Annotated in this window: 16 protein-coding genes; 7 read left to right on the top strand and 9 right to left on the bottom strand. The window is 56.7% G+C overall.

The window, feature by feature from the left end:
• Positions 1-128: 128 nt before the first annotated feature.
• Positions 129-2,057, bottom strand: coding sequence for a molecular chaperone DnaK (gene dnaK / locus Pla52nx_RS19515; RefSeq protein ID WP_146520643.1), 1,929 nt, complete (start codon positions 2,055-2,057; stop codon positions 129-131).
• 684 nt (positions 2,058-2,741) lie between these two features.
• On the opposite strand from dnaK, the gene pheA reads away from it, so the two are divergent.
• The gene (pheA, locus tag Pla52nx_RS19510; RefSeq protein WP_146520644.1) at positions 2,742-3,845 is read left to right on the top strand and encodes a prephenate dehydratase; all 1,104 of its coding nucleotides are present in this window, start codon (positions 2,742-2,744) and stop codon (positions 3,843-3,845) included.
• A gap of 600 nt (positions 3,846-4,445) precedes the next feature.
• Positions 4,446-4,628, top strand: a complete 183-nt coding sequence (locus Pla52nx_RS19505) for a hypothetical protein (RefSeq protein WP_146520645.1) — start codon at positions 4,446-4,448, stop codon at positions 4,626-4,628.
• 173 nt (positions 4,629-4,801) lie between these two features.
• Here the strand turns inward: Pla52nx_RS19505 and Pla52nx_RS19500 are convergent, their stop codons facing one another.
• The 3 genes from Pla52nx_RS19500 to Pla52nx_RS19490 all read right to left on the bottom strand — a co-directional run bounded on the left by Pla52nx_RS19500 (position 4,802) and on the right by Pla52nx_RS19490 (position 7,755).
• The gene (locus Pla52nx_RS19500; RefSeq protein WP_146520646.1) at positions 4,802-6,001 is read right to left on the bottom strand and encodes a hypothetical protein; all 1,200 of its coding nucleotides are present in this window, start codon (positions 5,999-6,001) and stop codon (positions 4,802-4,804) included.
• A 315-nt stretch (positions 6,002-6,316) separates the two neighbouring features.
• Positions 6,317-6,808: a tRNA adenosine(34) deaminase TadA gene (gene tadA / locus Pla52nx_RS19495; RefSeq protein ID WP_146521248.1), complete on the bottom strand. Its 492-nt coding sequence runs from the start codon at positions 6,806-6,808 to the stop codon at positions 6,317-6,319.
• Positions 6,809-6,843: 35 nt separating this feature from the next.
• Positions 6,844-7,755 (bottom strand): family 16 glycoside hydrolase, encoded by a 912-nt coding sequence (locus Pla52nx_RS19490; protein ID WP_146520647.1) that lies wholly within the window; start codon positions 7,753-7,755, stop codon positions 6,844-6,846.
• Positions 7,756-7,788: 33 nt separating this feature from the next.
• Between Pla52nx_RS19490 and Pla52nx_RS19485 the strand changes: the two genes are divergently transcribed.
• Positions 7,789-8,211 (top strand): VanZ family protein, encoded by a 423-nt coding sequence (locus Pla52nx_RS19485; RefSeq protein WP_146520648.1) that lies wholly within the window; start codon positions 7,789-7,791, stop codon positions 8,209-8,211.
• Here the strand turns inward: Pla52nx_RS19485 and Pla52nx_RS19480 are convergent.
• Positions 8,199-9,386, bottom strand: a complete 1,188-nt coding sequence (locus tag Pla52nx_RS19480) for a hypothetical protein (protein WP_146520649.1) — start codon at positions 9,384-9,386, stop codon at positions 8,199-8,201. The two genes, Pla52nx_RS19485 and Pla52nx_RS19480, sit on opposite strands and share 13 nt — an antisense overlap.
• 331 nt (positions 9,387-9,717) lie before the next feature.
• Here Pla52nx_RS19480 and Pla52nx_RS19475 point away from each other — a divergent pair, with 331 nt between their 5' ends.
• The 3 genes from Pla52nx_RS19475 to carA all read left to right on the top strand — a co-directional run bounded on the left by Pla52nx_RS19475 (position 9,718) and on the right by carA (position 13,388).
• Entirely contained in the window at positions 9,718-10,185 is a 468-nt protein-coding gene (locus Pla52nx_RS19475) for a hypothetical protein (RefSeq protein WP_146520650.1), read from the top strand.
• Positions 10,186-10,336: 151 nt separating this feature from the next.
• Complete coding sequence (locus Pla52nx_RS19470; protein ID WP_146520651.1) at positions 10,337-12,175, top strand: tetratricopeptide repeat protein; 1,839 nt, start codon at positions 10,337-10,339, stop codon at positions 12,173-12,175.
• 85 nt (positions 12,176-12,260) lie between these two features.
• Complete coding sequence (gene carA / locus Pla52nx_RS19465; protein WP_146520652.1) at positions 12,261-13,388, top strand: glutamine-hydrolyzing carbamoyl-phosphate synthase small subunit; 1,128 nt, start codon at positions 12,261-12,263, stop codon at positions 13,386-13,388.
• 867 nt (positions 13,389-14,255) lie between these two features.
• Here the strand turns inward: carA and Pla52nx_RS19460 are convergent.
• From Pla52nx_RS19460 to Pla52nx_RS19445, 4 genes are all read right to left on the bottom strand, one after another.
• On the bottom strand, positions 14,256-16,085 hold the full coding sequence (locus tag Pla52nx_RS19460; protein ID WP_197454675.1) for an EF-hand domain-containing protein: 1,830 nt from the start codon (positions 16,083-16,085) through the stop codon (positions 14,256-14,258).
• 128 nt (positions 16,086-16,213) lie between these two features.
• The gene (locus Pla52nx_RS19455) at positions 16,214-17,521 is read right to left on the bottom strand and encodes a DUF1501 domain-containing protein (protein ID WP_146520654.1); all 1,308 of its coding nucleotides are present in this window, start codon (positions 17,519-17,521) and stop codon (positions 16,214-16,216) included.
• Positions 17,522-17,567: 46 nt separating this feature from the next.
• Positions 17,568-19,166, bottom strand: a complete 1,599-nt coding sequence (locus tag Pla52nx_RS19450) for a DUF1549 domain-containing protein (protein WP_146520655.1) — start codon at positions 19,164-19,166, stop codon at positions 17,568-17,570.
• A gap of 317 nt (positions 19,167-19,483) precedes the next feature.
• Complete coding sequence (locus Pla52nx_RS19445) at positions 19,484-20,347, bottom strand: aspartyl/asparaginyl beta-hydroxylase domain-containing protein (RefSeq protein ID WP_197454676.1); 864 nt, start codon at positions 20,345-20,347, stop codon at positions 19,484-19,486.
• A gap of 177 nt (positions 20,348-20,524) precedes the next feature.
• On the opposite strand from Pla52nx_RS19445, the gene Pla52nx_RS19440 reads away from it, so the two are divergent.
• A complete protein-coding gene (locus tag Pla52nx_RS19440; protein WP_146520656.1) occupies positions 20,525-24,691 on the top strand; it encodes a PKD domain-containing protein in 4,167 nt (1,388 codons plus the stop codon).
• Positions 24,692-24,708: the final 17 nt, after the last annotated feature.

Raw genomic sequence — 24,708 nt, 5'->3', positions numbered from 1 at the left:
CGGAGGAGGCGCAAAAAAAGACGGGCCCTGAGGCCCGCCTTGCAAACTCGGTGGGTCTGGGATTCAGTTGCCCAGCGTGAATCGATCATTTTGAGAGCGATTCACGTTGCCAACCGAATGAATCAATGTCAGCTTTTGACTTCGAAATCGGCATCGATGGCGTCATCGTCGTCCGAATCTCCGGTCGCCGCACCGGCAGCGGACGGGTTAGCGGATTCGCTGCTGGCGGCCTTTTCGTACAGCACTTTGCTGAACGCTTGTTGGGCCATCGTCAACTCGTCCGTCGCCTGCTTGATCGCGTCTTTGTCTTCGCCCAGTGCTGCGGTTTTGACTTTTTCGATCGCTTTGGTCAACGGTTCCTTGTCGTCGTCGCTCAACTTGTCCGCGTTCTCGGTCATCTCCTTTTCCAACTGATGAATCTGTTGGTTTGCACGATTGCGAGCTTCGGCCAATTCGAACTGACGACGATCTTCTTCCGCGTTGACTTCGGCGTCCTTTCTCATCTTCTCGATGTCTTCCTCGCTCAGCGCGCCGGCTTCCTTGATCTCGACCGACGCTTCCTTGCCCGTTTTCAGTTCTTTGGCTGAAACGCTGAGGATACCGTTCTGGTCGATATCAAATTTGACTTCGATTTGAGGAACGCCACGCGGTTGTGCGGGGATGCCTTCGAGGTTGAACTCGCCGAGTAGTCGGTTGTGTGCCGCCATTTTGCGTTCGCCTTGGAACACACGAACGGTCACTGCGGTTTGATTGTCCGCGGCGGTGCTGAAGACGTTCTTCTTTTCCACCGGAATCGTCGTATTACGCTCGACCAATGGGGTCATCACCGAGCCTTCGGTCTCGATACCGAGAGTCAGCGGGGTGACGTCCAGCAACAACACGTCGGTACGGTCTCCGGCGAGCACGCTGCCTTGGATGGCGGCGCCCACCGCGACAACTTCGTCGGGGTTGACTCCTTGGTGCGGTTCTTTGCCGAAGATCGATTTGACCATATCGCGGACCATGGGCACGCGGGTGCTGCCGCCGACCAACACGATCTCGTCGATTTCACTCGGCTTGATGCCTGCGTCTTCCAAAGCCTGCATGACGGGCTGTTTACAGCGGGAGACCAGCGGGTCGATGAGTTCCTCGAACTTGCTGCGAGTGATTTTCATCGTCAAGTGTTTGGGTCCCGACTGGTCCATCGTGATGAACGGCAGGTTGATGTCCGTTTCGGGCAACGTGCTGAGTTCCTTCTTCGCCTTCTCGCAGGCTTCCTGCAGACGTTGCAGAGCCATTGGGTCGTTGCGAAGATCGATCGCGTTGTCTTTCTTGAAGGAGTCGGCGACGTAGTGAATCAGAGCTTCGTCAAAGTCATCGCCACCGAGGTGCGTATCACCGTTGGTGCTGATCACTTGGAACACTCGGCTTTCTTGTTCGTCGTCACCCGTGTCGGCGACTTCGAGGACCGAGACGTCGAAGGTACCACCGCCGAGGTCGAACACGATGATGCGTTCGTCTTTCTTCTTGTCCAGGCCGTAGGCCAGAGCGGCGGCGGTCGGTTCATTGATGATCCGAGCGACTTCGAGGCCCGCGATCTGTCCGGCGTCCTTGGTCGCCTGACGTTGGGCGTCGTTGAAATAGGCCGGGACCGTGATGACGGCTTTGCTGACCTTGTGACCCAAGTAAGACTCGGCGGATTCCTTCAGTTTACGCAGGACCTTGGCGGAGATTTCCTGGGGGGTGTACTCTTCGTCACCGACCTTGATTTTGACGTATTCATCGGCGGCACCGGTCACGCCGTAGGGCACCATCTTTTCTTCCGACTCGACCTCATGGTGACGACGTCCCATGAAACGCTTGGCCGAGTAAACCGTGCGTTGTGGGTTGGTCACCGCTTGGCGACGCGCGGGTTCGCCCACAATGGTTTCTTTCTTGTCCGTGAAAGCGACGACACTGGGAGTCAGTCGGTTGCCTTCGGGATTGGGAATGACCTTGGGCTCGCTACCCTCCATCACCGCGACAACGCTGTTGGTGGTCCCCAAGTCAATTCCGATGATCTTTTCGCCTTGTGCCATTTCGTAATCTCCTGACGCTGATGTTGGCCTCGCCGATGTGCCAGCCATCCGTCGCAGCTCCGTTGGGTTGCGGCTCAGGGATGAGAGGGCATTGGCAGAGTAAAAACAGTGTTCTGCTGGAATGCGTGTTTCCGCCAACTCGGTTTCATACGGCTGGCGGCTCGTATTGGCGGGGCTGTCGATTTCGCCCTGCCGTGTCGAAGGACCAAGCAGTGGCAAAGGGTGTGCCAGTCGGCGGCTTTTTTTCGAAAAAGATTCTCCGCGTAATGCTCACCACGGACAAAACCTCGCAAAACATTGCGGAATCCGTCAAAGCAGACGGGGTGTCAGCGTCCACCAGCACTTTTTTGGCAGGGAACAAAAAACGGGTCGATCCGTCGGACCCGAGGCCATGTCAAAATGACAGAACGGTTGGTGCTGTCACGGGGTGTACTTGTTCTGGAGGCCGGCTCAGCCGCAAAGGCAGGTCCAGCTTTCCGTTGTGTCGCTTTCATTGCGTCGATCCGTCCAAAGATCAGAAACTGCATTGCGACGATGAGATTCCGCTTTTTCGTCGCCACGTGGGCTTTTCAAACCCGAGGCTGATGGCAGACTGCTGCTTGATTGCCCGGCAACGCGGCTGGGCAGCAAGAAACCGACATGACGCACTGCCCTCAGTCTCTTTTTTGTGATGGATGTTCGGAAATGACCACCAACGATCGCACGCATTCCGAGGAAGAAAGGCAAGGCGAGGACGTCGATGCCCAAGTATCGATCGACTCCATCGATCATCAACTCGCTCAGTGGATGATCCGACGCGCGCGCATGGTCGCACAGCAGCCGGATCGGGAGACCACCCAGGCCGAGTTTTCACGCATCGAAGCCTTGGCCGCCGAGTGTTCGCAAACCGGCGTTCTGGATCGGCCGATGATTTCGGAAACTCTCAAGCACATTGCAAGTGCTTGTCGTGCCGCAGTGGATTCACAATACGTTTCGTTTCTTGGCCCTCAGTACAGCTACAGCCATCTGGCTGCCATGAAGTACTTTGGCGAAGGTGCGAATTTCGCTCCGGTGGCGACGATTGCGGCGGTGTTTGAGTCGGTTCACCGCGGAGACTCGCGCAGTGGCCTAGTGCCCATCGAAAACAGCACCGACGGGCGTGTGGTCGACACCTTGGGCATGTTTGTCAGGCGACACATGCGAATCTGCGGGGAAGTCCTGCTGCCGATTCACCACAATTTGCTTTCGCTCAGTCCGCGAGAAGAAATCCGTGAAGTGCAGAGCAAACCGCAAGCGTTGTCACAATGTCGCATGTGGCTTGCAGGAAATTTGCCCCAAGCCAAGTTGGTGGAGGTCAGCAGCACGACCGCGGCGGCGATGCACGCGGCTGATACGCCCGGCGTAGCGGCCGTGGCCAGTTTGCCGGCTGGTCGAAAGTACGGGTTGAACGTGATCGGCGAAAACATCGAGGACAACGCCAACAACGTTACGCGATTCGCGGTTTTGGGGACCGATGAACCTGAGCCCACGGGCAACGACAAGACATCGATCCTCTTTCAAGTGCCGCATCGACCGGGGGCCCTGGCCGAAGTGATGACCATCTTTCGAGACCAAAGTCTCAATCTGACTTGGATCGAATCCTTTCCGTCGCCTCAGTCGCGCAGCGAGTATCTGTTCTTTGTCGAGCTGACCGGGCACATTCGGCACAAAAGTGTGCTTCATGCCGTCGAGTCGTTACGCGGCCAAACGACGCGTTTGGAGGTGCTTGGGTCGTATCCGATCGCATTGTTGGATGAAGAAGCGGGCTAGTGCATCGTCCGGTCTTGATTTTGGGGTTAGCCGTTTTGGCGTTAGCCACGGTTCTGTCACGTCTCCCGGCGCGGCTGGGGACGTAAGCGTTGCGCCGATGGCACAAGGCGGATGATTTGTGTTTGGGCGGATGGTGGTGTTCGTTTTCGACTTGGAAAGTCGAACGACAATCGTCGCTCGACTTTCCAAGTCGATAGCGTGCCTCGCCAAGCGTTTTGCCATTGTCAATCGGTGGTTTTCGCAGATAGCCCGACTCCCTCGTATTCGCCTGAATGGCTGAGCGCGATCTCCCCCGGGTACCGTGGGAAAGTTGACAGTGGGCACTCTTGCCCTTTCGAGTGTGAAATGCGAGTGTGAACTGTCGGCAAAGAGTGGCCAACCTACGATCTTGATGTCGGTAAAGATTGCGATCTGCAATTCGGGTGCAGATGCGGAGAGCGAATACCCTCAGGTTCCGCCCGAGTTAGCCCTTGCGGGACGGGAAAGTGATTTTAGAATTGGTATAGGATCGGACGGCTCCCGGTATGGCGACAGAATGCTTCGTCGGCAGGCATTCGACTGGAAGTCCCGTTTCGATTTGGTCCATGCAAGGAGATTGTTTTGCTTACCGAGTCCACCGTTGAGAAAATGTTTCGAGAACTGATGGCTACCCCTGAGCGCAGGGAAGAAACATTTGATCGAGCTGAGGTGTTGTTAGAAGAAGAGTTGCGTCCAGAGAGCCCGCTGCGTCACCGCTTGGCACAGGAGTTGGACGAACTGCGAGAGTTGGCTGCGAAAGCCTGAGAATCAAGGAACCGATTCTTCATGCATGAAGCGTGAGATTGGCCACTTGCCCTGCCAAAGTCATCCTGCCAAAGCGACTTTGGTATTTACCACACACAACGAAAAAAGCCGCGTTGAGGACGAGTCCTCGACGCGGCTTTTTTTGATGGTGGGGCGACGTGTCTGCTGAGCGGCTATCGATTCAGCTCGATGCCGAAGGTTGCACCCACGAGCAACAGGTCTTGATCGTTGTCGCCTCCGCCCAGTGGGTTGACCCCGCTGGCGCTGGAACCGCCTCGCCAGATGCCGCGAGCCATGTCGATCAGCTGGAACCCCGTTCGCACTTTGATCATCTTGCTGACCTGGTATCCGACTTCGCCGCGAACATCGAATCCGACCACAAACTCTTCGTTGCGTTCATAGATGGGGCGAGTCTGACGATACAGGATATTATCCACTTCCGAACCAACTCCGGTGCCGTCGTAGATCGTGATCTCAGTTGCTGTGGTCGAGTAAGCACACTGCCAGTTGTGGCCTGCAAAGGCTCGGAAATCGCTGCTGAAGGTGAATCGATCACGGAACTTGGTGTAGCGGAAGCCCAATTGAGCGGTCAGCGTGTCGTTCTGTGTCACCGATTGGTTGGTCGTCAATTGCTCCACCGCGTCACCGAATTCGGACAGCGGCGGGTTTCCGCCGATCGACTGGTCGATGTCGAGCGAGGAAATGTAGTTTTGACGCGAGTCCAAGTCTTCGATACGGAACCAGCGGAGTCCGACCATGGGCTCCATGATTCCGCCGTAGTGATAGGGTTCCATTCGCCAAGTCTTGCTCAGTTCGTAGCTGTTGAAACTGAACACGTTCTCGGTGTCTTGGACGAAGTACGTCCGCGTATTGAGTCCGGGTGTGTTGTCGTCGGCTGCGGGCACGATGAATCCAAAGGGTGGACCGGCCAGGCCGTCACCCAGCTGAAATCCGTCTTCGTTGACCCGGTTGACGCGTTCACGTGCGACGGTGAAGAACTCACCGACACCGCTTTGAACGGAGCTGAAAAGCCAGCCGCTGTCTACGTCGGGCAACATGTAGCCGATTTCGTAGCGATGGCCCCAACCGCTGTCCAACTTGGTTTCAGCAACTTGGGGATCGTTCAATTCAGGACGTGAACCGTACAGGTTCAGTCGGTCGTAGGTTGCAAACCAACCGGTATTGGCTCGATGCTTGGGCTTGAGGTCGGCCAAGTCCATGTCATAGATGGGCTCGAACCAACGAAAGTCGGGATCAAACGCAAGGGGATCTGCAGCGGGAAAGTGTTCCTGTGCAGAGACCGATGCGGTTGCGAATCCGCTCAGCATCAAAAGGGCAGTTAATAAACTCGCCGTCAGCTTCCGTACCGACATTGCTGTTCCACCATCTGTATCAAGTTTCTTGCAGCACGGATGATTCAATCATCGCGTGCCATGGATTTGGGCGCCCGAAATCGATTGGTGCGTGACCCAGGTCACGTCCCCCCACGATCGTTTCTTTCTGGAACACGACCTCGCCGCCGATATCCGAAGCATCAAACTGGTGCTCACGAAATTGCTCTTGCGGAGTGTCGAACCTGTTGGAAGTTCGGGTTGTGACGGTAGTATCGGACGGTCGGTTTGCCGAGGCTTAGTTTCTTTGCTGACAGAAATGGCAAAAATGCGAGAATCTGCAAAACCGGCACAGTTTCACACGTCCAAACGCCCCGCAGAGGGGCGTCGCCCGACCTGGCGTTTGCTGGCAAAGAAGTCCGTCAGGATTTGACCGCACGGGCCGGCTAAGATTCCTCCCGTGACGGCGCAACGGTGATTCAGGCGGTTGTCGTTGAGCAATTCGTACAGACTTGTGACCGCGCCGCCTTTGGGGTCCGACGCGCCAAAGACCACGCGGGGAACTCGGGATTGCAGGATGGCGCCGGCGCACATCACGCAGGGTTCCAGCGTGACATACAGAGTCGTCTTCTCCAGACGCCAATCTTCCATTGCTGCGGCCGCTTGGGTGATCGCAATCATTTCCGCGTGCGCGGTGGGGTCCTTGAGCGTTTCGCGTTGGTTCATGGCCGCTCCGATGATGGAGTGGTCACGAACAATGATCGCACCGACGGGAACTTCGTCGCACTCGACGGCTTGATGGGCCAACTCCAATGCTCGCGTCATCCAATGCTGGTCGACATCGATCATGGGAGTGTCAGAATCTGGTGAGTTCATATCGAGCGTCAGTTCGCGTTGTCGTCGTCCGACTCTGGCTTGGTGATTTCGGATGGTTTCAAGCGGCGAATTCGGACGTTGCGAATCTGGGACTTGCATTCATAGTTCGCCAATCCCAGCGGAGTGCAGCTTTGCATCTCGAATCGAATGTCAAAGTCGTGTCCGGAGCGGGGATGCGAAAACATCTTTTGATCATTGACCCAAACGATGATTTGATTTTGATCCACATGCACGCGGGCACGGTACCACTTTTTGTTTTCGTAGGATTGAAACACGGTGGTCTGGTTGTCACTGGCATCGTAACCATCGATGCTGCTGAGCCCTGTGACGCCGCCGCCCCAGCCGCCCATGACGAGACTCGCATGGGATTTAGCAACAGGAAACGTCAATGCACACAGGAAATCAAACCCGTCCAGTCGCTGGGCTTCCAGTTCGATCTCAAAGTTGTCACGCGGCAGGCCCTTGTCGCCATCAAAGGAGCCGCCCCATTTGACGCCGGTGATGGGGGAACCGTAGTCCAAAGTGATCGTTCCGTCGTTGACGGTGATTTCGCCATCGCCGCCGAACTCGCACGGTTTCCAGGAATCCTTGAGTTCAATCCAGCCGTCTTTCTTTTTCTTCGCAGCCGCATCGGCAGCCGCCGAATCGGTTTTCGAATCGGTTTTCGAATCGTCGGCTTGGTTGTCTTTCTGTGACGCGCCCTCTTGGTCTGCAGCAGCATTCGCGACAGAATCGGTCTTCCCCGAGTCTTGCGCCAGGACGTTGCTGGTGAGTGTGGGGCACGCCAGCAGGGCTGCCGCAAGCAGCATACGGGCTGTGAACCGAGCAGAGAATCGTGCTGTGCACCAGACAGAGAATCGAACAGGCGCGCTGCGAATTCGCGAGCTGGCGGCCAAATGTTTGTGAGATAGTTTTGTCATGACGGATGTCTGAACCCACGTTGAGAGAACCAAGTGCGACCGATCACGAACATAACCATACTCGGGGCCAGACTCGGCGTCATTGCCCTGGTGTTGTATTGGATCGCGATTTTTGTGGGGACGCATCTGCCCAAGATGCCCGAATTTGTCCCGACCGTCAGCGACAAACTCAAGCACGGCGTGGCGTATTTTGGCCTCGGAATACTGGGCTGCTACGTGTCAGGTGGCACGAAAGCGGCGTCAACCGCCGGCACGAGCAGATTGATGATCCGATTCGCCGTGGTGATGGTGCTGGGGATCGCCTACGCGGGCATCGACGAATGGACTCAAGGCATGGTCCCCGGCAGAACGCCGGATTGGAAAGATTTTCAGGCCGATGTCGTGGGGCTGGCGGCCGCCCTTGTGTGCTACCTGACCCTGCGAACGCTTTGGCAGTCCTGGCGTCAGCGGGGCTGACGAATGACCAGCCACGGCGGAACGTTGGCGATCCGCTCCTGCTGTGTCTCAGCTTGAGTCTCCGCCTCCGGACGCCTAGCGGGCGTGTATTGTCTGGGCGAGTAAGGCGATCGGTGGTACGTGCTGTCAAGCTCCGGGGCTGTCGACTTAGGAGGCAACAATTGGCCTTCCGGCGCCGGGACGGATTCGATCTGCAGTGGCCCCTGGATGATGCCGCTGCGCTTCATCCCCGGCGGACGGGGTGTAATGTTTTGACGGGCGGATGGGGCGGGCGCGGGCAATTCTTCGATTGAACCTCTACCTCCCCCATTATCCGATGGCTCCAACAACGTGTCACGCGATGGTTCCAGCAGGCTATCACTGGGCGACTCGGTCGAGCTATCCTCTGTTTCCATTAGCGGATCCTGCATCGGAGGCTGGTTGCCCCGAGGAGGTGCAAGTGCATCGAGGGGGTCCGGCTGAGGTTGCCCCGGGCGAATGATCTCCGGTTCTCGCTCGCCCGGAGACTCGGGCAGCAGGCTTTCATTTTGCTCAGATTCCCTACGCGACGAGTCCGTCGGAACGGTTGCGGGTGGATACGTAGGAACGGGCTCGGCCGGTTTGTATTGCGGCATCAACTCCTGTTGCGTGGGTGCGATGGCCGGCGATGAGAACTGGGGCTGCGGAGCCGGTGTCGGAACAAATTGCGTCGGAGCATATTGCCTCGGAACCTGGACGCTCTGGCTGTGGGTCGCAAAGGTCTGCTGGGATGTCGGATAACACGTTCCGCTGGCGCAGGGAGCATGCGAATGCGGCTGGTTTGCGTGTGCCGCCAAGACCACCGGCCCGCCGATGTACTGTCGGCTCTGTCGCGCACGCATGTCGGTGTATGAGGTGGGGGGCAAGTCCGCGCCGGGCTGGCAGCCGCCGTCGCGACACGCGTTGTATCCGTCGCCCCAGCCGAAACCCCAAAAACGTCCGACGCGGTCCATCATGGCACCCATCGGCCCCGGTTCGGCGGCCGTGAGCGAACCCGCGGCCAAGACGCCCGGGATCATCGAAGCGGCCGTCAAAAGTCCTATAGCGAGACGCTTTCGCCGCCGGGAACGGGAGTCTTGCGACGTTTTTGCATCGTTTGCTGCCGCACGTCCACTGTCCATGCCCTGAATGCGGGTGCGAACGCTTTGTGATTTCATTCCTAACATTGCTGTGACCTGTCATCCGTGACGTGGTGATTACTGCGGCGGGTAAGCGGACAGCCAGCCCGGTCACCTGTGAAATAATCGGCACAATGCGTCTTTGGACCGCGTGGCTCAAATCGGGGGAGCGGCAAATCGGTGCAATGTGGCACCGGTTGTGCGGATTGTCCGAATCAGACGCTTGCTTTACCTCTCGGATCGGACAGATGACGGTCGCCCGACAGATTTCATGTCACTTGCTGAGCTACGGTTTCAACGCCGGTGAAAAAGTCCGGAACTTCTGATCGAAAAAGCTCCCTGTTTCTACAAAATCCTGCAGGCAAAGAAGATGTCTCAACGCAACCGAATGCTCGTCGACCCTAAGGTTCAGTGGGCCATTGCGCGGCGAATCCTTTGCCACTGGGCACTGCTGCTGCTCTGTCTCGGGATGATCAGCATGTTCGTCCGCCTGATCTTTTCTGCCGGCTCCACGTCGTTTGCATCGGCCCTGTCAGATGCGGCTGCGGCTCAAGCCCCTCTGGTCTGCGTGATGGTGATGCTGGTCCCTGTTTTCATTCGCGACACGCTGGTGCTCAGCAACCGTTTTGCCGGCCCGATGTATCGCCTGAGATCATCTTTGGCCAATGTCGCCAAAGGCGAATCCGTGGAAACGATCAAGTTTCGCGATGGAGACTACTGGCAAGAAGTCGCCGTGGACTACAACAAAGTGGTTGCCGAGTTCAACCGCTTGAAGGCACGAAATGCCGAGCTGGAAGCCGAATTGACGGCACGCTCGGGCGAAACTGTCGACGCCTGAGAACTCCGCCCGATCGCTGTTGCGGGACATTTCTTGATGAAATCGCTCTGATTCCGCATCACAAGCCAGGAATCACCTACGCACGGATTGCTCGACGCGTAATAATGAAGCCTACGGGTTTCATTTCCAATTACAGCGTCGAGTTGCTCCCATGAACGAGTCTTTGTTGCGTCGGATTGCACCTGGTCACTCAGCCATCACGCCACTCTGTTGCATCGCGTTTGTCGTGATCCTGGCGACGATTTCGAGCGATATCCGCGTGGCCGCCCAAGACACCGAGGTGGCTCCCCCAGCGGAGCAGGACAAGCCAGCGGAGCAGGACAAGCCATCAGAACAAAAGCCAGCCGAAACCAAGACCGACAGTGGCGAAGCGGACACCGCAACGGCAAACAAAGTGGACGCTGGTCAAGATGATCTGGATGAAGCCGCCATTCTGAGATTTGATGCCAAATCCAGCCGGGATCTCGAAGCGGTCAAGCGACTGTTGAATTTGTCCATCAAAAAAGGGCTCACCGGCGAAAACCTCTCCTTTGCCAAACAAATGCTCGCCTCGGTGCTGTTGCAAGAAAGCCAGCAGATGATCGGCGCGATCGGCCAAGCACGGGGACAGCAAGCACTGCTGTTGCGTGACAATGCCCTGCAAACACTTGACCGTGCCATCGAGCAAGACCCGGAGTTGGTCGAAGCACTGCTGCTGAAAGCTCGCTTGCACATGTTGCTACCCGGCGGCGACAAGGACGCCGTTTACGAGTCGACCACGCGAGCGATTGAGATCCTGAAAGACGAGCCAGGAGAACGCAGTGCCGCTCTCTTGATGCGAGCAATGACGTACGCCCCCGGCCAAGAGGCCGAGCGTCTGGCCGATCTGGACGAAGCGATCAAGAGCGATCCGGAGAACATTCAAGCCTTGCAGGCTCGCGCCGCTCAAAGGTTGCGGATGCAGGACGTCGATGCGGCAATGGAAGACCTGGAAAATATCCTGGCCCAAGACCCCACAAACCAAATCGTTGCCCAGGAAGCCGTCAACCAATTGATCGAATTGAATCGACTCGATGACGCCATCGCGTTGATGACCAAAGCACTGGAAGCCAAACCGAGCGAAGGACTCTATCGGATGCGAGCGATCCTGAATCGGATGGCTTTGAAAGAAGATGAAGCCATGGCGGACTTCAACAAAGCCTTGGCGCTGCAACCCAAAGATCCCATCTCCTTGCTGCAAAGAGCCGAAATGTCGATCGGCCGAGAAGACGTCAAGAGCGCCAAGGATGACTTGGAAGCCGCCATCAAAATCGCCCCTCAAGTCGCGTCTTCTGAACAAGCGATCTTTGTACGCTGCTTGATCGCCATCGAAGAAAAGCGAATGGCCGATGCGATCAACGATATGAAAGAACTTGTCTCGCGTGATCCATCGGCGGACTACCGCCAATTGCAACTTGCCAATCTGTATCTCCAAGACGACCGGCCTCGCTTGGCCCTGGAACCGATGACGATCGTCATCGACCGCGACCCCAAGAACGTCAACGTCCTACGCCTCCGCGCCGACACTTTTCTCTCGGTCGGCGATCACACCAAAGCGATCGAGGACTACGAGCGAGCCATCAAGGCCTCGGGCGACGATGCCGATCCCGTGATCCTCTCGGGCATCCTGAACAACCTCGCGTGGGTACTGGCTACCTCTCCCAAAGATGGCGTGCGAAACGGAAAACGCTCGCTGGAATTGGCCGAAAAAGCGGTCGAGCTGACCGAAGCCAAGGAGGCGCACATTCTCAGTACACTGGCCGCGGCGCACGCCGAAGTTGGCAATTTTGAAAAGGCTATCGAGTGGAGCACCAAAGCCGTTGAGCAGGGAACTGCGGAAGAAAACGAGCAATTGGACCAACTCAAAGAAGAACTGGAGAGCTACAAGGAGAGCAAACCTTGGCGGGAAAAGCAGGAGACCGAGGAAAACGCGATCCCTATCCTGTCTCCCGACGATTTGATCGACACCTGAGGGATTCTGTAAATTCGATTTGCGGGGTATCCTCAGGCATCCAATCACCCTTGCCTTGTTTCCCGCATCTGCGATCTGCCAAATCATGCCCGCAACTGCCAAGCTAGCCCTCGAAGACGGATCGATTTACGCCGGACACGCGTTCGGTGCCGAAGGTGAAATTGCCGGAGAAGTCGTTTTCAACACTTCGATGACCGGTTACCAGGAAATCCTGACGGACCCAAGTTATTGCGGCCAGATCGTCACGATGACTTATCCTGAAATCGGCAACTACGGCGTCAACGCGATCGACGTGGAACACGAATCCCCAGCACTCTCCGGATTCATCGTCCGTGAAGAAAGCCGCGTGTACAGCAATTATCGCGCAAACGGCGACTTGGGTTCGTACCTGAAACAACACGGCGTGATCGCACTCTCAGGAATCGATACGCGAGCCTTGGTGCGACGCATCCGAACGGTCGGGGCAATGCGAGGCGTGATCTCCACCACCGATCTGAACGACGAAAGCCTGATCGCCAAAGCCAAGGCGTCGCCCAGTATGGTTGGACGCGATTTGGTCAGCGAAGTTGTGCCTGACTCCGTCGTCGGCTGGGATTCACGACTGGATGAATGGTCTGAAATCGAAATCAATCAACGACGACAAGGCCAAGCTCCAGCCGGCAAGCATATCGTCTGCCTCGACTTTGGAATGAAGTGGAACATCCCTCGCCACTTCGTCTCGCGTGGGAATCGCGTCACGATCATTCCCGGAAACCGAGGTGCCGACGAAGTCTTGGCGCTCGAGCCCGATGGGATCTTTTTGTCCAACGGACCGGGTGACCCAGAACCGCTCACCTACGCGCATGATACGATTCGCCAGTTGGTCGGCAAAAAACCGATCTTTGGAATTTGCCTGGGGCATCAATTACTCGCTCTGGCTTGCGGCGCAAAAACGTTCAAGTTGAAATTCGGACATCGCGGTGCGAACCAGCCGGTATTTGATTTGACGACCGGCAAAGTCGAAATCACGACTCAGAATCACGGGTTCGCGGTCGAAGAAGAATCGCTGCCGGATTGCCTGGAGATCACCCACCGCCACTTGAATGACGACACGATCGCTGGCATTCGTCACCGCGAACACAATGCATTCGGGATCCAGTATCACCCGGAAGCCTCCTCGGGGCCCCACGATAGCCACTACCTGTTTGACCGCTTTCAGCAACAGTTGAGCTGATTAACCGTAGGTCCATGCTCTGTATGACGAAATCAACGGGTGGTGGTGTTCGTTTTCGACTTGGAAAGTCGAACGACGATTGTCGCTGGACTGCTCAAAGTTTGGTGTTGTGTCTTTTTGGGTTTGCGCAAGTTTATGTCCCTGCTGCCGGCGCAGCTGGCGGCCCCCAGTGAGCCTCAGGCGCTAGCCGTGGGCCTGAGGCTGCAGCTGGTGGCCCCCAGTGAGCCTCAGGCGCTAGCCGTGGGCCTGAGGCTGCAGCTGGTGGCCCCCAGTGAGCCTCAGGCGCTAGCCGTGGGCCTGAGGCTGCTGCCGGCGCAGCTGGTGGCCCCCAGTGAGCCTCAGGCGCTAGCCGTGGGCCTGAGGCGGATTGTGGTGCCGGCCCACGGCTAGCGCCTGAGGCTGCTGCCCGGCGCAGCTGGTGGCCCCCAGTGAGCCTCAGACGCTAGCCGTGGGCCTGAGGCGGATTGTGGTGCCGGCCCACGGCTAGCGCCTGAGGCTCACTTTGATTGCGATGCATGGAACAAAAACATGGACTGAAAAAACAATGTCAACACCAAACTTTGAGCAGTCCACCCCTAGTGCATCGTCCAGTCTTAGAACGTGGGTTCGGTAGATGAGCCGTTTTGGCGTTAGCCACGGTTTTCGTGACACAACCGTGGCTAACGCCAAAACGGCTAACCCCCAAATCAAGACCGGATGATGCACTAGCCCGGATTATTCATAACCCGACGCGTCAGCGAGGGATACTCGGTAAATCCCTCGCTTACGCGTCGGGTTGTGAAAAACAATCTGCATTTCCCAACGATGTCACAACTCATTGTCATGAATCTGTTTGCGCTAAAAACAATCATCCGCATGAATCATCCGCTAATTCACTGACGCTTCTGACGCCGTGATGAATCCATCCGCGTCTCGGTCCAATGCGTCAAACTGTTTTTCGGTTCCGATGAACTCTCCACGCGAGATCTCGCCGTCTTGGTTGCTGTCGGTCATGCGTGCCCAAGTCTGCATGTTGCCGCTGTCCGTCTCTCGCGTCGGCATTGCTTCGCGAAAGCTTTGGTCATCACTTGATGGGTCACCTCGCAAGAACTCGACTTCATATGCATCGGGCAGCGACGCGTGGTCGAGTGCTACGCCTTCGCCGAAATTCAGTCGACGACCGCTGAATCGCAACTCGCGTTCCGAGAGCGATCCATCACCGTCCTGGTCCAACCATGCAAAAATCGCGTCGCGTGACTCGGCGCCTCGCGCTCGCACTTGGACTCGCCAAAGCAATGCGTCATCGACACGTCGACGATTGATTTCCGCTAAAGTGACCTTGCCGTCACCATCGGCATCCAGTCGCTCGAATGAAAACGACTCGTCCGGCACATCGGGGAACTCCTTCTCGTCCAGTCCGCCGTCCGAATTCGCATCAAGCATCTCGAACGCTTCCAAGGGAATGCGTTGAGTTTGTCCCAAGGTATCCTTTGCCGAAAAGGTGATCTTCATCGGTGGTGTCGCAGAGTCATCAGTGAACGCGATCGATCGCCCATTATCGTGCAGTTGCATCGTTTGTCGAACATCATCTGCTGCACTGACAAGGTTGAAAAAGGGTTGCGAGGATTCTTCGCTGTCGAACTTCAGCTCCAAAACTAGGTCCGCCACTGCGGTTCGCAACTGCTGGATCTCATCTTTATTGACCAAGCCGTCTTGATCCGCATCCAGGTTTGATACCGCGCCGGGATTTTTTCCCAAAGGTGAATTCAGCCGTGACGAGTCGAATGAATAGGCCATCATCGACCAATCGACGAAGCCTTCCAGATCCATTGCGACTTGACCATGGCGACTTGATCGACTGCGCTTCCATGCTGGGTCGTTTGCCGCCGGTGTCGGTAACACTTCGTCGCGATCCAACCGTCTGTCGCCGTTGCGATCCAGACGTTGTAGCGATCGCTCGGCCGAGTCAATTTCGCTCGGTTCCAGGACGCTGTCCTGGTTCAGATCGATCGCCGACAAGAGCTTGGATTGTCGTCGATTGGCATTGCGATAGTAGTCCGTGCCGGTCAAGCGAAAGGGACCGCCCACTGAGTTGACTCCAAAAACAAGCCGAGCGACTTCCTCGTGATCCGGTTGGAGATTTCGGTTGGCATCGTACCGACGCTCCATGTCTTTGTACTGCGCCGGTGTGAACGTCTGTCGGTTGCCAAACTGTTCGGGATGTGAGCGAACGTACTCAAACAGCGTTCGCCAACTCAACGACTCGGCTTCGTCACCATCACCCTGTGGTTCTCCAACCGCGTCCGCCATCACACGTGCGATTCTGCGCTGATGAGCTTGACCGAGAGACAGGTCGCCGATCCGAATGTCGACATCGACCAGTAAGATGCCCGCCGTGGTCGGCAAATACAATCGAACGGGCGAGTCGGAATTGGAATCTGGGGCCACCGACGGTTCGTCGTGTTCGCTCACCGGCTCATTCTTGGCGATATCGTTTTCCTCGACCATTGCCTCGGAATCGGTGGTCTGGGTCTCGGGCGTCATCGACACGGCCTCTCGTGGCTCGGGCTCGGCCGCCATTTGTTCTGTAGCGTCTGGTGCAGTAGTCGCTTGCTCAGAGGTGGTTTGCTCAGAGGTGGTTTGCTCAGTGACAACATCCTCAGTGAACTCAACTTCAACGGAGTCCTTGGTCGGCTCGACCTCGATCGACGGTTTCACGTTCTCGGACCCTTGCGTTTCCGACTCAGGCACCGGCCTAGGGCTATGCACTCCACATCCAGAGATTCCCAGCACGAACAGGCAAGCGATAAGAACTGCTGATCGCCAATACAGCCGAGGTTGATGCATCAGCTCAAGACCTCTCGGATCACGTTGCCTTCCGCGATCCGAATCGGCCTTCCTCCTTCGGCGATATTCTCGGTCGAGGGATCGACGCCCAATGCTTGGCACAAGGTGGCGAGTAAGTCCTGCTGATTCATTTTTCCGTCGGTGACATCCATTCCATCGTCACTCGTCTGACCGTAGGTCTGACCGCCGGCCACGCCACCGCCGGCCATCACGCACGTGAATGCTTGGGGGAAGTGGTCGCGACCACCGCTTGGGTTGATCTTCGGCGTGCGGCCAAATTCGCCCGCCCACAGGATGGTGGTGCGTTCCAGCAACCCGCGGTCTTGTAACTCGTTCATCAAGGTTGCCCAGCCGGCGTCCAGTTCACCGCTGAGCTGCTTGACTTGATCGAAGTTATTGGCGTGTGTGTCCCAGCCCAAGCCGTTCCCCATGCTGACTTCCACCAACGGGACACCACGCTCGATCAATCGTCGCGCCATCAAACATCCTTGTCCAAATGCTCCTTTGCCGTAGGCCGTCCGAGTTGCGTCGGACTCGCGTGACAAATCAAAGGCATGGCGTGCATCGCTTTCCAGCATCCGAATAGCGGACTCGTAAACGGTGTTCTGGGTCAATACGTTCTGTTGTGGACGTGTTTTAGCAAAGTCGGTTTGCATGTCTTGCCACAACGCCAATCGCTGGGCGTGCCGACCAACATCAATCCCCGCTGAGCGTTCCAGGAAATCAACTCGTAGCTGCGCAAACCCATCATCTCCGCCGGTCGGCGTGGCGGCCACGGAGGTTGCGGCGTGTCTTGGTCCCAGAAAACCCGGTCGAATGGAGGTGCGGGCAAACGGTCCAGGTGCGATGCTGACATAGTCCGGCAGATCAGCAGCGTCGCTGCCCAAGGCTTTGGACAACGAGCATCCGATCGCCGGATAGCTGATCGGACCGCCGGGAATGTGCCCCGTCCTCATCAGCACAGTGCCTCGCTCATGGTCGCCCTCTTTGGTGCTCATGCCACGCAAGATCGCGAGACGATCCGCCTGTTTGGCCAGCATCGGTAGGTGCTCACTGAAGCGAACGCCCGCGACATTGGTGGCGGTTTCCTGGAACGTGCCTCCATTCGGTTGGCCTGGTTTCATGTCAAAAGTGTCGATCTGACTCGGACCACCCGACATCCACAACAAAATACAATGTCGACCATTGGCAGCAGCCTGCTTGGCCGCCGCAGCCAAAGAGGGCATCCATCCGCTGGTTGCTGCTCCACCGATCACTCCTGCGCTGACGGCTTGCATCCAACGTCGGCGACTTGTTCGATTGGCCATATTCGCTGCCCGGTGTTTAAGGTTCGTTGGTTGGTCGGTAAATCGATCAGGGACAAACGGTGCATTCGGCGGTATTGAGCAGCACCCAGAGCAGATCGCCCAACGCGGCCTCTCTGGACTCACTGTCTTTGCTGCTGGACAAGTATTCCGCAAATCGCTTGGCCTCCGCATCCGTCGGTCGACGGGACAGAACAGCCAAAAAGAGTGTTTCGATCCGCTGAGCCTCTGTAAAAAATGGAGCTTGCATCGCCAACAACAACGCTCCGGAGGCGGGTTGCGTCGCCTGGGTGACTTCCGGCCCGTTGAGCAAGCCCAATGCCTGCACCACTCCATGCGGATAATCTCTCGGTGACGCCTCCGTGGCTTCCATCCGTGAAATGAACTGTTGACGCTGTCCACGATCTGGTGAACTTAAATCACTTGCGATGACAACGCTACGTCGAAACACGTTTTGCTGCATGCTGTCAAAGTACTGGGCCGGCGTCAGCGTTTTGACGTTCATGATCGCGAAGGAATCCGGCGGCGGAATTTCACCCATGGGCGCGGCACTGGTTCGACCGTACGCCTTGGTACGACCGATTGCAGCATACAAGTCACGAAGATCAAATCGTTGTTCAATCAGAAAGTCTGCTAGGTACTGCAATAACTCAGGATGACTGGCGGGATTGTCGACATCCATGTCGTCCACCGGATCGACGAGGCCTCTGCCAAACAGATGCCCCCAAACACGGTTGGCCGCGGCACGTGCAAAAAATGGATTGTCTCGCGACGCCATCCATATCGTCAGTTGTCGACGCCGGTTTTCGGACGGATCATCTTCTGGCAGCGTTTTGACTCCTGGATAGCGAGGCAACATCACACGTTCGGTTTCCGGAAAGGTGACTTCTCCGCCCGATCGATCCTCGACCACCATTCCGCCGCCCATCCGAGAGTCACGTTGTTGCAATTGGCCAAAGAACGCCGCGTACTGCCAGAAATCTTCCTGAGTCCATTGTCCCAGCGGATGATCGTGGCACTGGGCGCACTGGAGTTGTATCCCCATAAAGATCCGCGAGGTCGCCGATGCAATTCGCTCTGGTTTCAGTTCATGCGACGTGTAGAAAATCGCCGGCCCTTCGTTCCCCGCACCGCCTGCAGTCAAGAATCCGCCGACCAAGTGATCGTAGGGTTTGTTGACAAGAAACTGCTCCTGCAACCATCGATGTAGCGCCGCGACATTCTCATCGGGTCGCACGGCCACTTGATTGTCGTTTGGCAGCAAGATATCGATCCAACGCGAAGCCATGTGGCTGGCGTGTTTGGGAGAACGCAGCAAAGTGTCGATCAGCTCAACACGCTTGTTCGGGTCGTGGCTGTCAAGAAACTCTCGCAGTTGCGATACCGGCGGCGCGACGCCGGTGATGTCCAAAAAAACTCGCCTACAGAACTCAGCATCGCTGGCTGTATCGGCCGGAATGATCGAGTCTTGCTGCCATCGTGACTCCAGGATCTCGTCGATACGTTTTGCGGCGGCATCGATCTCGTTGCCGACTGCCTCGACTCGTTGCGTCTCCCCAACGCCGAGAACGCTATCGTTGAGATCTTCACCTTGAGTGACACCGCACAGAGAGCAAATTGCACAGACGGCGGTGATAGTCCGAAACATGATCACAGACTCCGGTGGTGACGCGATACCTAATGCCACCTTATCAATAGATGGCGTAGTGGAGTTCGCCAGAAATCCTGTCCGAAAGGAATTTTGCGAATCTCACTTACCAGGTGCGCCAGTAAGTGGATCGTCGCTACTTGGGGCCACCAAGCGAAACGACATCAGTAGGTTGTCGATTGGTGTGGTAGCGAATTCCTAACCCCCTGAGTTTACCGGATCGGAGAGCGAAATGCGATTATCCAGACAATCCAGCCCGGAACAAATGGCAGGGAGCGATGGCAGGTTGCCACGCCCGATTCCGGTCCTCGTGTCGCTCATCCGTTACTTTTCACCGTCAATTTGGTCAAAAGCCAATCGTTGACCCGAGCATCGATCACCATATGGACTCTGTCCGACGTCCCGCGGTTGTCGACGCAGTGCGGATCACTCAAACGCAAGTACCAACAGGAACCTGCGTCCAGTTTCACCCGAATTCCATTCAGCCGGAAGTCAACATCGGGATTCGTGACGACTGGGACATGAAGTCGAACGGTGCCACTTTGCAAATCCAAATCATGGTCCCTGTGTTCCTTGATCCTCGACCCGCTGGTCAGTTTCATCAACCGCACGGCCAGCAAGGGGCATCGAATGCTTTGCAAGACCTGCTGAAAGTAATCTGACTTCGCAAGGTAAGGCGTGTCCGCAAAGTCCACGCAGGTGGGATCGGAATAAATCATCATCACAGGATGCGTGGCAGACGCCGGCCCCCGCAGCGGAATCACACTCCAGTTGCCCTGATAGTTCTGAGTGACGAAATGGTCGATCCAGTCACCCGACTCCAGCTTTCTCAAGTCGTCTTGCAAACGCCCAGCATCGAACGACAAATCAAGCCGCACGCGATCCGGAACTTCAGAGGGGCATTGGGTGGGCATGGAGGATTCAAGATGGTTGTGCGGCGGTGAGCCCGGTGTCGCGGGAATGACTAGGGGTTGTTTGGCAAACTCGTAGGTCGGGCACTCTTGCCCGACAGAACGTGAAAGGACAAGAGTTCCCATACTACTTTCATTCTCGGCATGTCCCAAGGCGTTGAACGATGAGCTAAGCGGCGTTTGGATCGATGCGATCGTTACAGGCCTGAAGTCCTGAAAATCGGATTGCAGAAATCTTGCCGATCCTCTGCGACCGTTCTGAATATTCATGTCGCAATGTTTGAGCACAGAGGGTTTGGCGATTTGCGATGCACATTTGCTCATATCGCTCAAGTTTATCGATTCCGCGGCGTTAAATTGCCTTGAACGACGTCGGATCCCTTGCCCCCACGTGGCCGATGCAAACATGGCCAGCCTTTCAGGCATTCCCCTCCTGAAGCCAATCGAATGAAACGTCTGAACGTATTTCGCAAGACACGACGAAAACCGCGGCTCTTCGCCGCGTCGGCCCCAAAACAATTGACGATCGAAAACCTTGAGACCCGTCACTTATTGGCGGCGGGTGATCTACTGGCAACGCTTGAGTCTCCGTCTTTGGTCGACGACGGGTTTTCTCGATCGGTGGCGATGAGTGGCAACATCGCAGTCGTCGGCGCTTATCGGTCTGATGGAAACGTTGGATCGGCATACCTGTACGATTTGAATTCGCCAGGCAATCGAGTCGAGATCCCCAACCCTGCTGCCAATGGGAACAGTGGGTTCGGCTGGGATGTCGCATTGGATGGATCGAATCTTGTGATCGGTGCCGCTTACGACGACACCGGTGCCTTAGGTACAGGGCGCGTGCACGTTTACCATGCGACCAGTTCATCCGCTACGTTTCAGACCAGCATCAATAATCCATCACCCAACAGCTACGACCGGTTCGGCTGGTCAGTCGCGGTAGACGGCAACACGGTTGTCATCGGCGCTCCGGCAGACGATTTCGGCGCCCGGGATTCTGGAGCCGCATACGTCTTTGACATCAGTGGCGGCACCGCGACCCTCGTGTCGACGATCGTCAATCCGACACCCGAATTGGAGGACCGTTTCGGCGAACGTGTTACCGTCAGCGGCAACAAAGTGGCGATCTCGGCTCCGTCCTCCAACGGTCAAGCCCTCGGCTCGGACCCAGGGTTTGTCTACGTCTACGATCTGTCCAGCGGTGATGCTGTTCTGCAGGCTACGATCCAAGGCGATGACGAGTTCGGAGTCGGACTTGCTCTGGACGGCAACACGTTGGTTGCCGGCAACGGCGATGGAGCGGGTGTTCGCGATGTCAAGATCTACGACATCAGCGGCACGGGCGCCGTCTTGGTCGACACGGTTTCCAATCCCGAAGGAACGGTCGACTACTTTGGACGAAACGTCTCGTTGGATGGCAACTACTTGGCGATCGCTGCTGATAAAGCGTCGGTGGGAGAACGTTGGTCTGGTACCGTTCACTTCTATGACATCAGTTCCGGCGTCGCGGTGTTACAACAAACCCTCGACAACCCGACACCAATCACCAACGAGTTCTTTGGCTTGTCGATTGCCGTAGACGGTGGCCGGGCTTTGGTCGGTGCCGAGTTTGATCGTATTGACACAACGAATCACGAAGTGGCTTACGTCTATGAAATCGGCGCCCCCGAGTTTGATTTCGGTGACGCGGGATCGACGTATCCAACAACCATATTGCAGGACGGTGCTCGTCACATCCCGGTCGGTCCACAATTGGGGGCGTATCGAGATGCCGAGTTTGACAATATCGTAACCAGCAGTTCCAACGGCGACGATCTCAACGGAGCCGCTGATGACGAAGACGGTGTGACTTTTCAACGCCTCACGGCAGGACAACAGCAGGCCAGCTTGGGGGTTGATGTTCGAGGCGGCAACGCCAAACTCGATGCATGGATCGACTTCAACGCCGATGGAGATTGGGACGATAGCGGAGAAAGGATCGCAAACAGCATCCTCGTGGGCAACGCGGGGGATGGAACCTATACAATCACGTTCAACGTTCCAGCCAATGCGGTCATCGGGAACACGCAATCAAGATTCCGATTGAGCACGATTGGTGGGCTGTCGCCACGGGGGATCGCCCCCAACGGCGAAGTGGAAGACCACGCAGTCACCATCTATGGCACCCCAAGTCTGACGGCCGCCCAGCCATCGGTCAGTGTTCCAGAAGGAAACACGGCGACCAACAGCGGTACGTTCTCTCACTCCGGTTCTGCCGCGTGGGTGACGGTGACGGCATCCATCGGCACGATCAATCAGGGAAACGGTGCAACGGGCAGCTGGGCGTGGTCCCTTCAGACCACTAGCGGTTCCTTGACCGAAGGCTCGGTGGCCACGGATACCGTCACGATCACGGCGACAGATCCGTTTGGTGCCACCAGTACGCTTTCCTTTCCATTGATCGTCACCAACTCCCCACCGGTAATCGACTTTGACGACTCGGAAATCGCGATCACGCAGGGGCAGACGGCGGCAAAGTCGCTGACGATCACGGATGTCGCGTCCGACGTGATTTCCGTCTCCGCGTCACTGGGCACGGTTTCTCATTCGTCAGGTAACACTTGGATTTGGTCATACCAATCGAACGACCCCATGCCTACCACCGCGGTGGTGATCACAGCGACGGACAGTGACAATGCCGCGAGATCCGTCGGCTTTGACCTCACTGTCGATGCGGTCGAGCCAACGGTGAACGCCGGATCGGATCTAACGGGCAGCGACGGCCAAGTGTTGAGTTTTGCCGGCAGTGTTAGCGACGCGCCCGCAGGAGTTGTGCCGTCCTATCACTGGGACTTTGGTGACGGCAGCGTCAGCTCAACGCGACTGGCAAACCACACCTATAGCGACAACGGAGTCTACACGGCGACTCTATCGGTAACATTCGGCCAAAACACCTACACGGACACACTGGTGGTGAATGTTGCCAACGTCCCCGCAAGCTTCGCTCCGCAAGCGGACGAATCCCTGACGGCCTCCGTTGCGGGTGCCTTCACACGAGAAATCTCGTTCACAGATCCTGGTGACGATGTCTGGTCCGGCACTGTCTTTTTTGGTGACGGCTCGACCGCCCAACCGATCACGATCGATCCCGGGACCAAGACATTTTTGCTCGAACATACCTATGCCAGTGCCGGCACCTACACCGTGAACGTCTCGCTGCGGGATGACGACACGAACTCTGCCGACGCGGTGTCTAGAACGTTCAACGTCACGGTCGTCATTGATGCTCCACCGCCTATTCCCACGGAGACACAAATCAGTTTAGATGCAAATGGAAATCTGGTGATCACCGACACGGGGAACAACACGAATGATCATTTGACGATCTCCACGACAGCGTCAACGATTCAGATCCACGACCCAAGTGTTCTACTCGGAACCTCCATCAATGGTGCAACGGGCAACTCCACACACACGGTGAATGTCCCTCTGTCCGCTGTTCAAGGCAAAGTGTTGATCCGAACTGGTGCAGGCGATGACACGATCGAACTGGTTGTATCACCCGGTTGGTCGGCAGGGCACGTGGAAGTCGATGGAGGAGACTCCGGTGCCGTCGGCGATCGGTTGATCCTGTCCGGCGGCCCATTCGTCGACGCGTCCTTCGCATCCAGCGGCGTTGGCTCCGGTAGTGTCGAGCTGGGACAAGCGTTCCGGATGGATCATCTGAATTTGGAGCAAGTCCATTCGGAGTTGATCGTCAATGACGTTTCCGTGACGTTCAGCAACGTCGCCGAATCCATCGACATTAACGATCTCGGCGGTGGGCAGTTAGGTCTTGATTCCAGCAACGGCGTCGATACTCGCATGAGTATTCCGACACGGTCGCTGCTGATCGATCTGCGTGGAAGCGGCGACGACCGTTTGATAGCCTCGGCAGAATCCTTTGCCGCGATCTCCAATGTTGCGGATACCGTACGCGTGCTCGCAGACCGCGACGACGAACTGAATCTGGATCCCTCATTTCAGATCACGGGTACCGAAGTCATTGATGGGATGTTTCACGTCGTTTCTCAATCAGGATCCGCCATCGTCAGAATCGCCGGCAGCGAATGGACCAATCCCCTGAATCCTCTTGATGTGAATGGTCAATCGGGTACGACCGCCCTGGATGCGTTGATCATCATCAATGAGTTGCAGAATGGACGTTACATCTCCGATCCACTGGCCAAAGACCTGGTCAGTCCCCAAAGCGTTTCGCCCTTCCCAGGATTCTTTCTTGATACCAGTGGCGACGGACGCATTAGCGCCTTTGACGCATTGCTGGTCATCAACGGCGTTCCAACCACTCAACCCGAGGGTGAAGGGATTGGTGTGTCTGTTCCGCTGAGTCTGTCACAGATGGGCAGCGATGAGTCAGGACGAGACGAGTCGCAGGAACTGACAGGGCCTACAGAGAGTGTGATCAACCCTGTCCGTCGATTCGTCGGCACCTGGATCGCCGCCGCGCACTCGGTCGATGCGGGGGCGGTTGATGCGGGAACAGAGGATTCTCCTGCGTCGCCTGGAAAGTCGGCAGCCGATCGAGTCAATGATCTCGCGCTCAATGAACTGCTGCAGGGATTGCTGTTCTGATCGTCCTAGCACGGATG

The organism is Stieleria varia (assembly GCF_038443385.1).
In the GTDB taxonomy this organism is placed as follows: domain Bacteria; phylum Planctomycetota; class Planctomycetia; order Pirellulales; family Pirellulaceae; genus Stieleria; species Stieleria varia.
The sequence above is the reverse complement of the archived record's forward strand: the minus strand, read 5'-3'. Positions and strand labels throughout refer to the sequence as shown.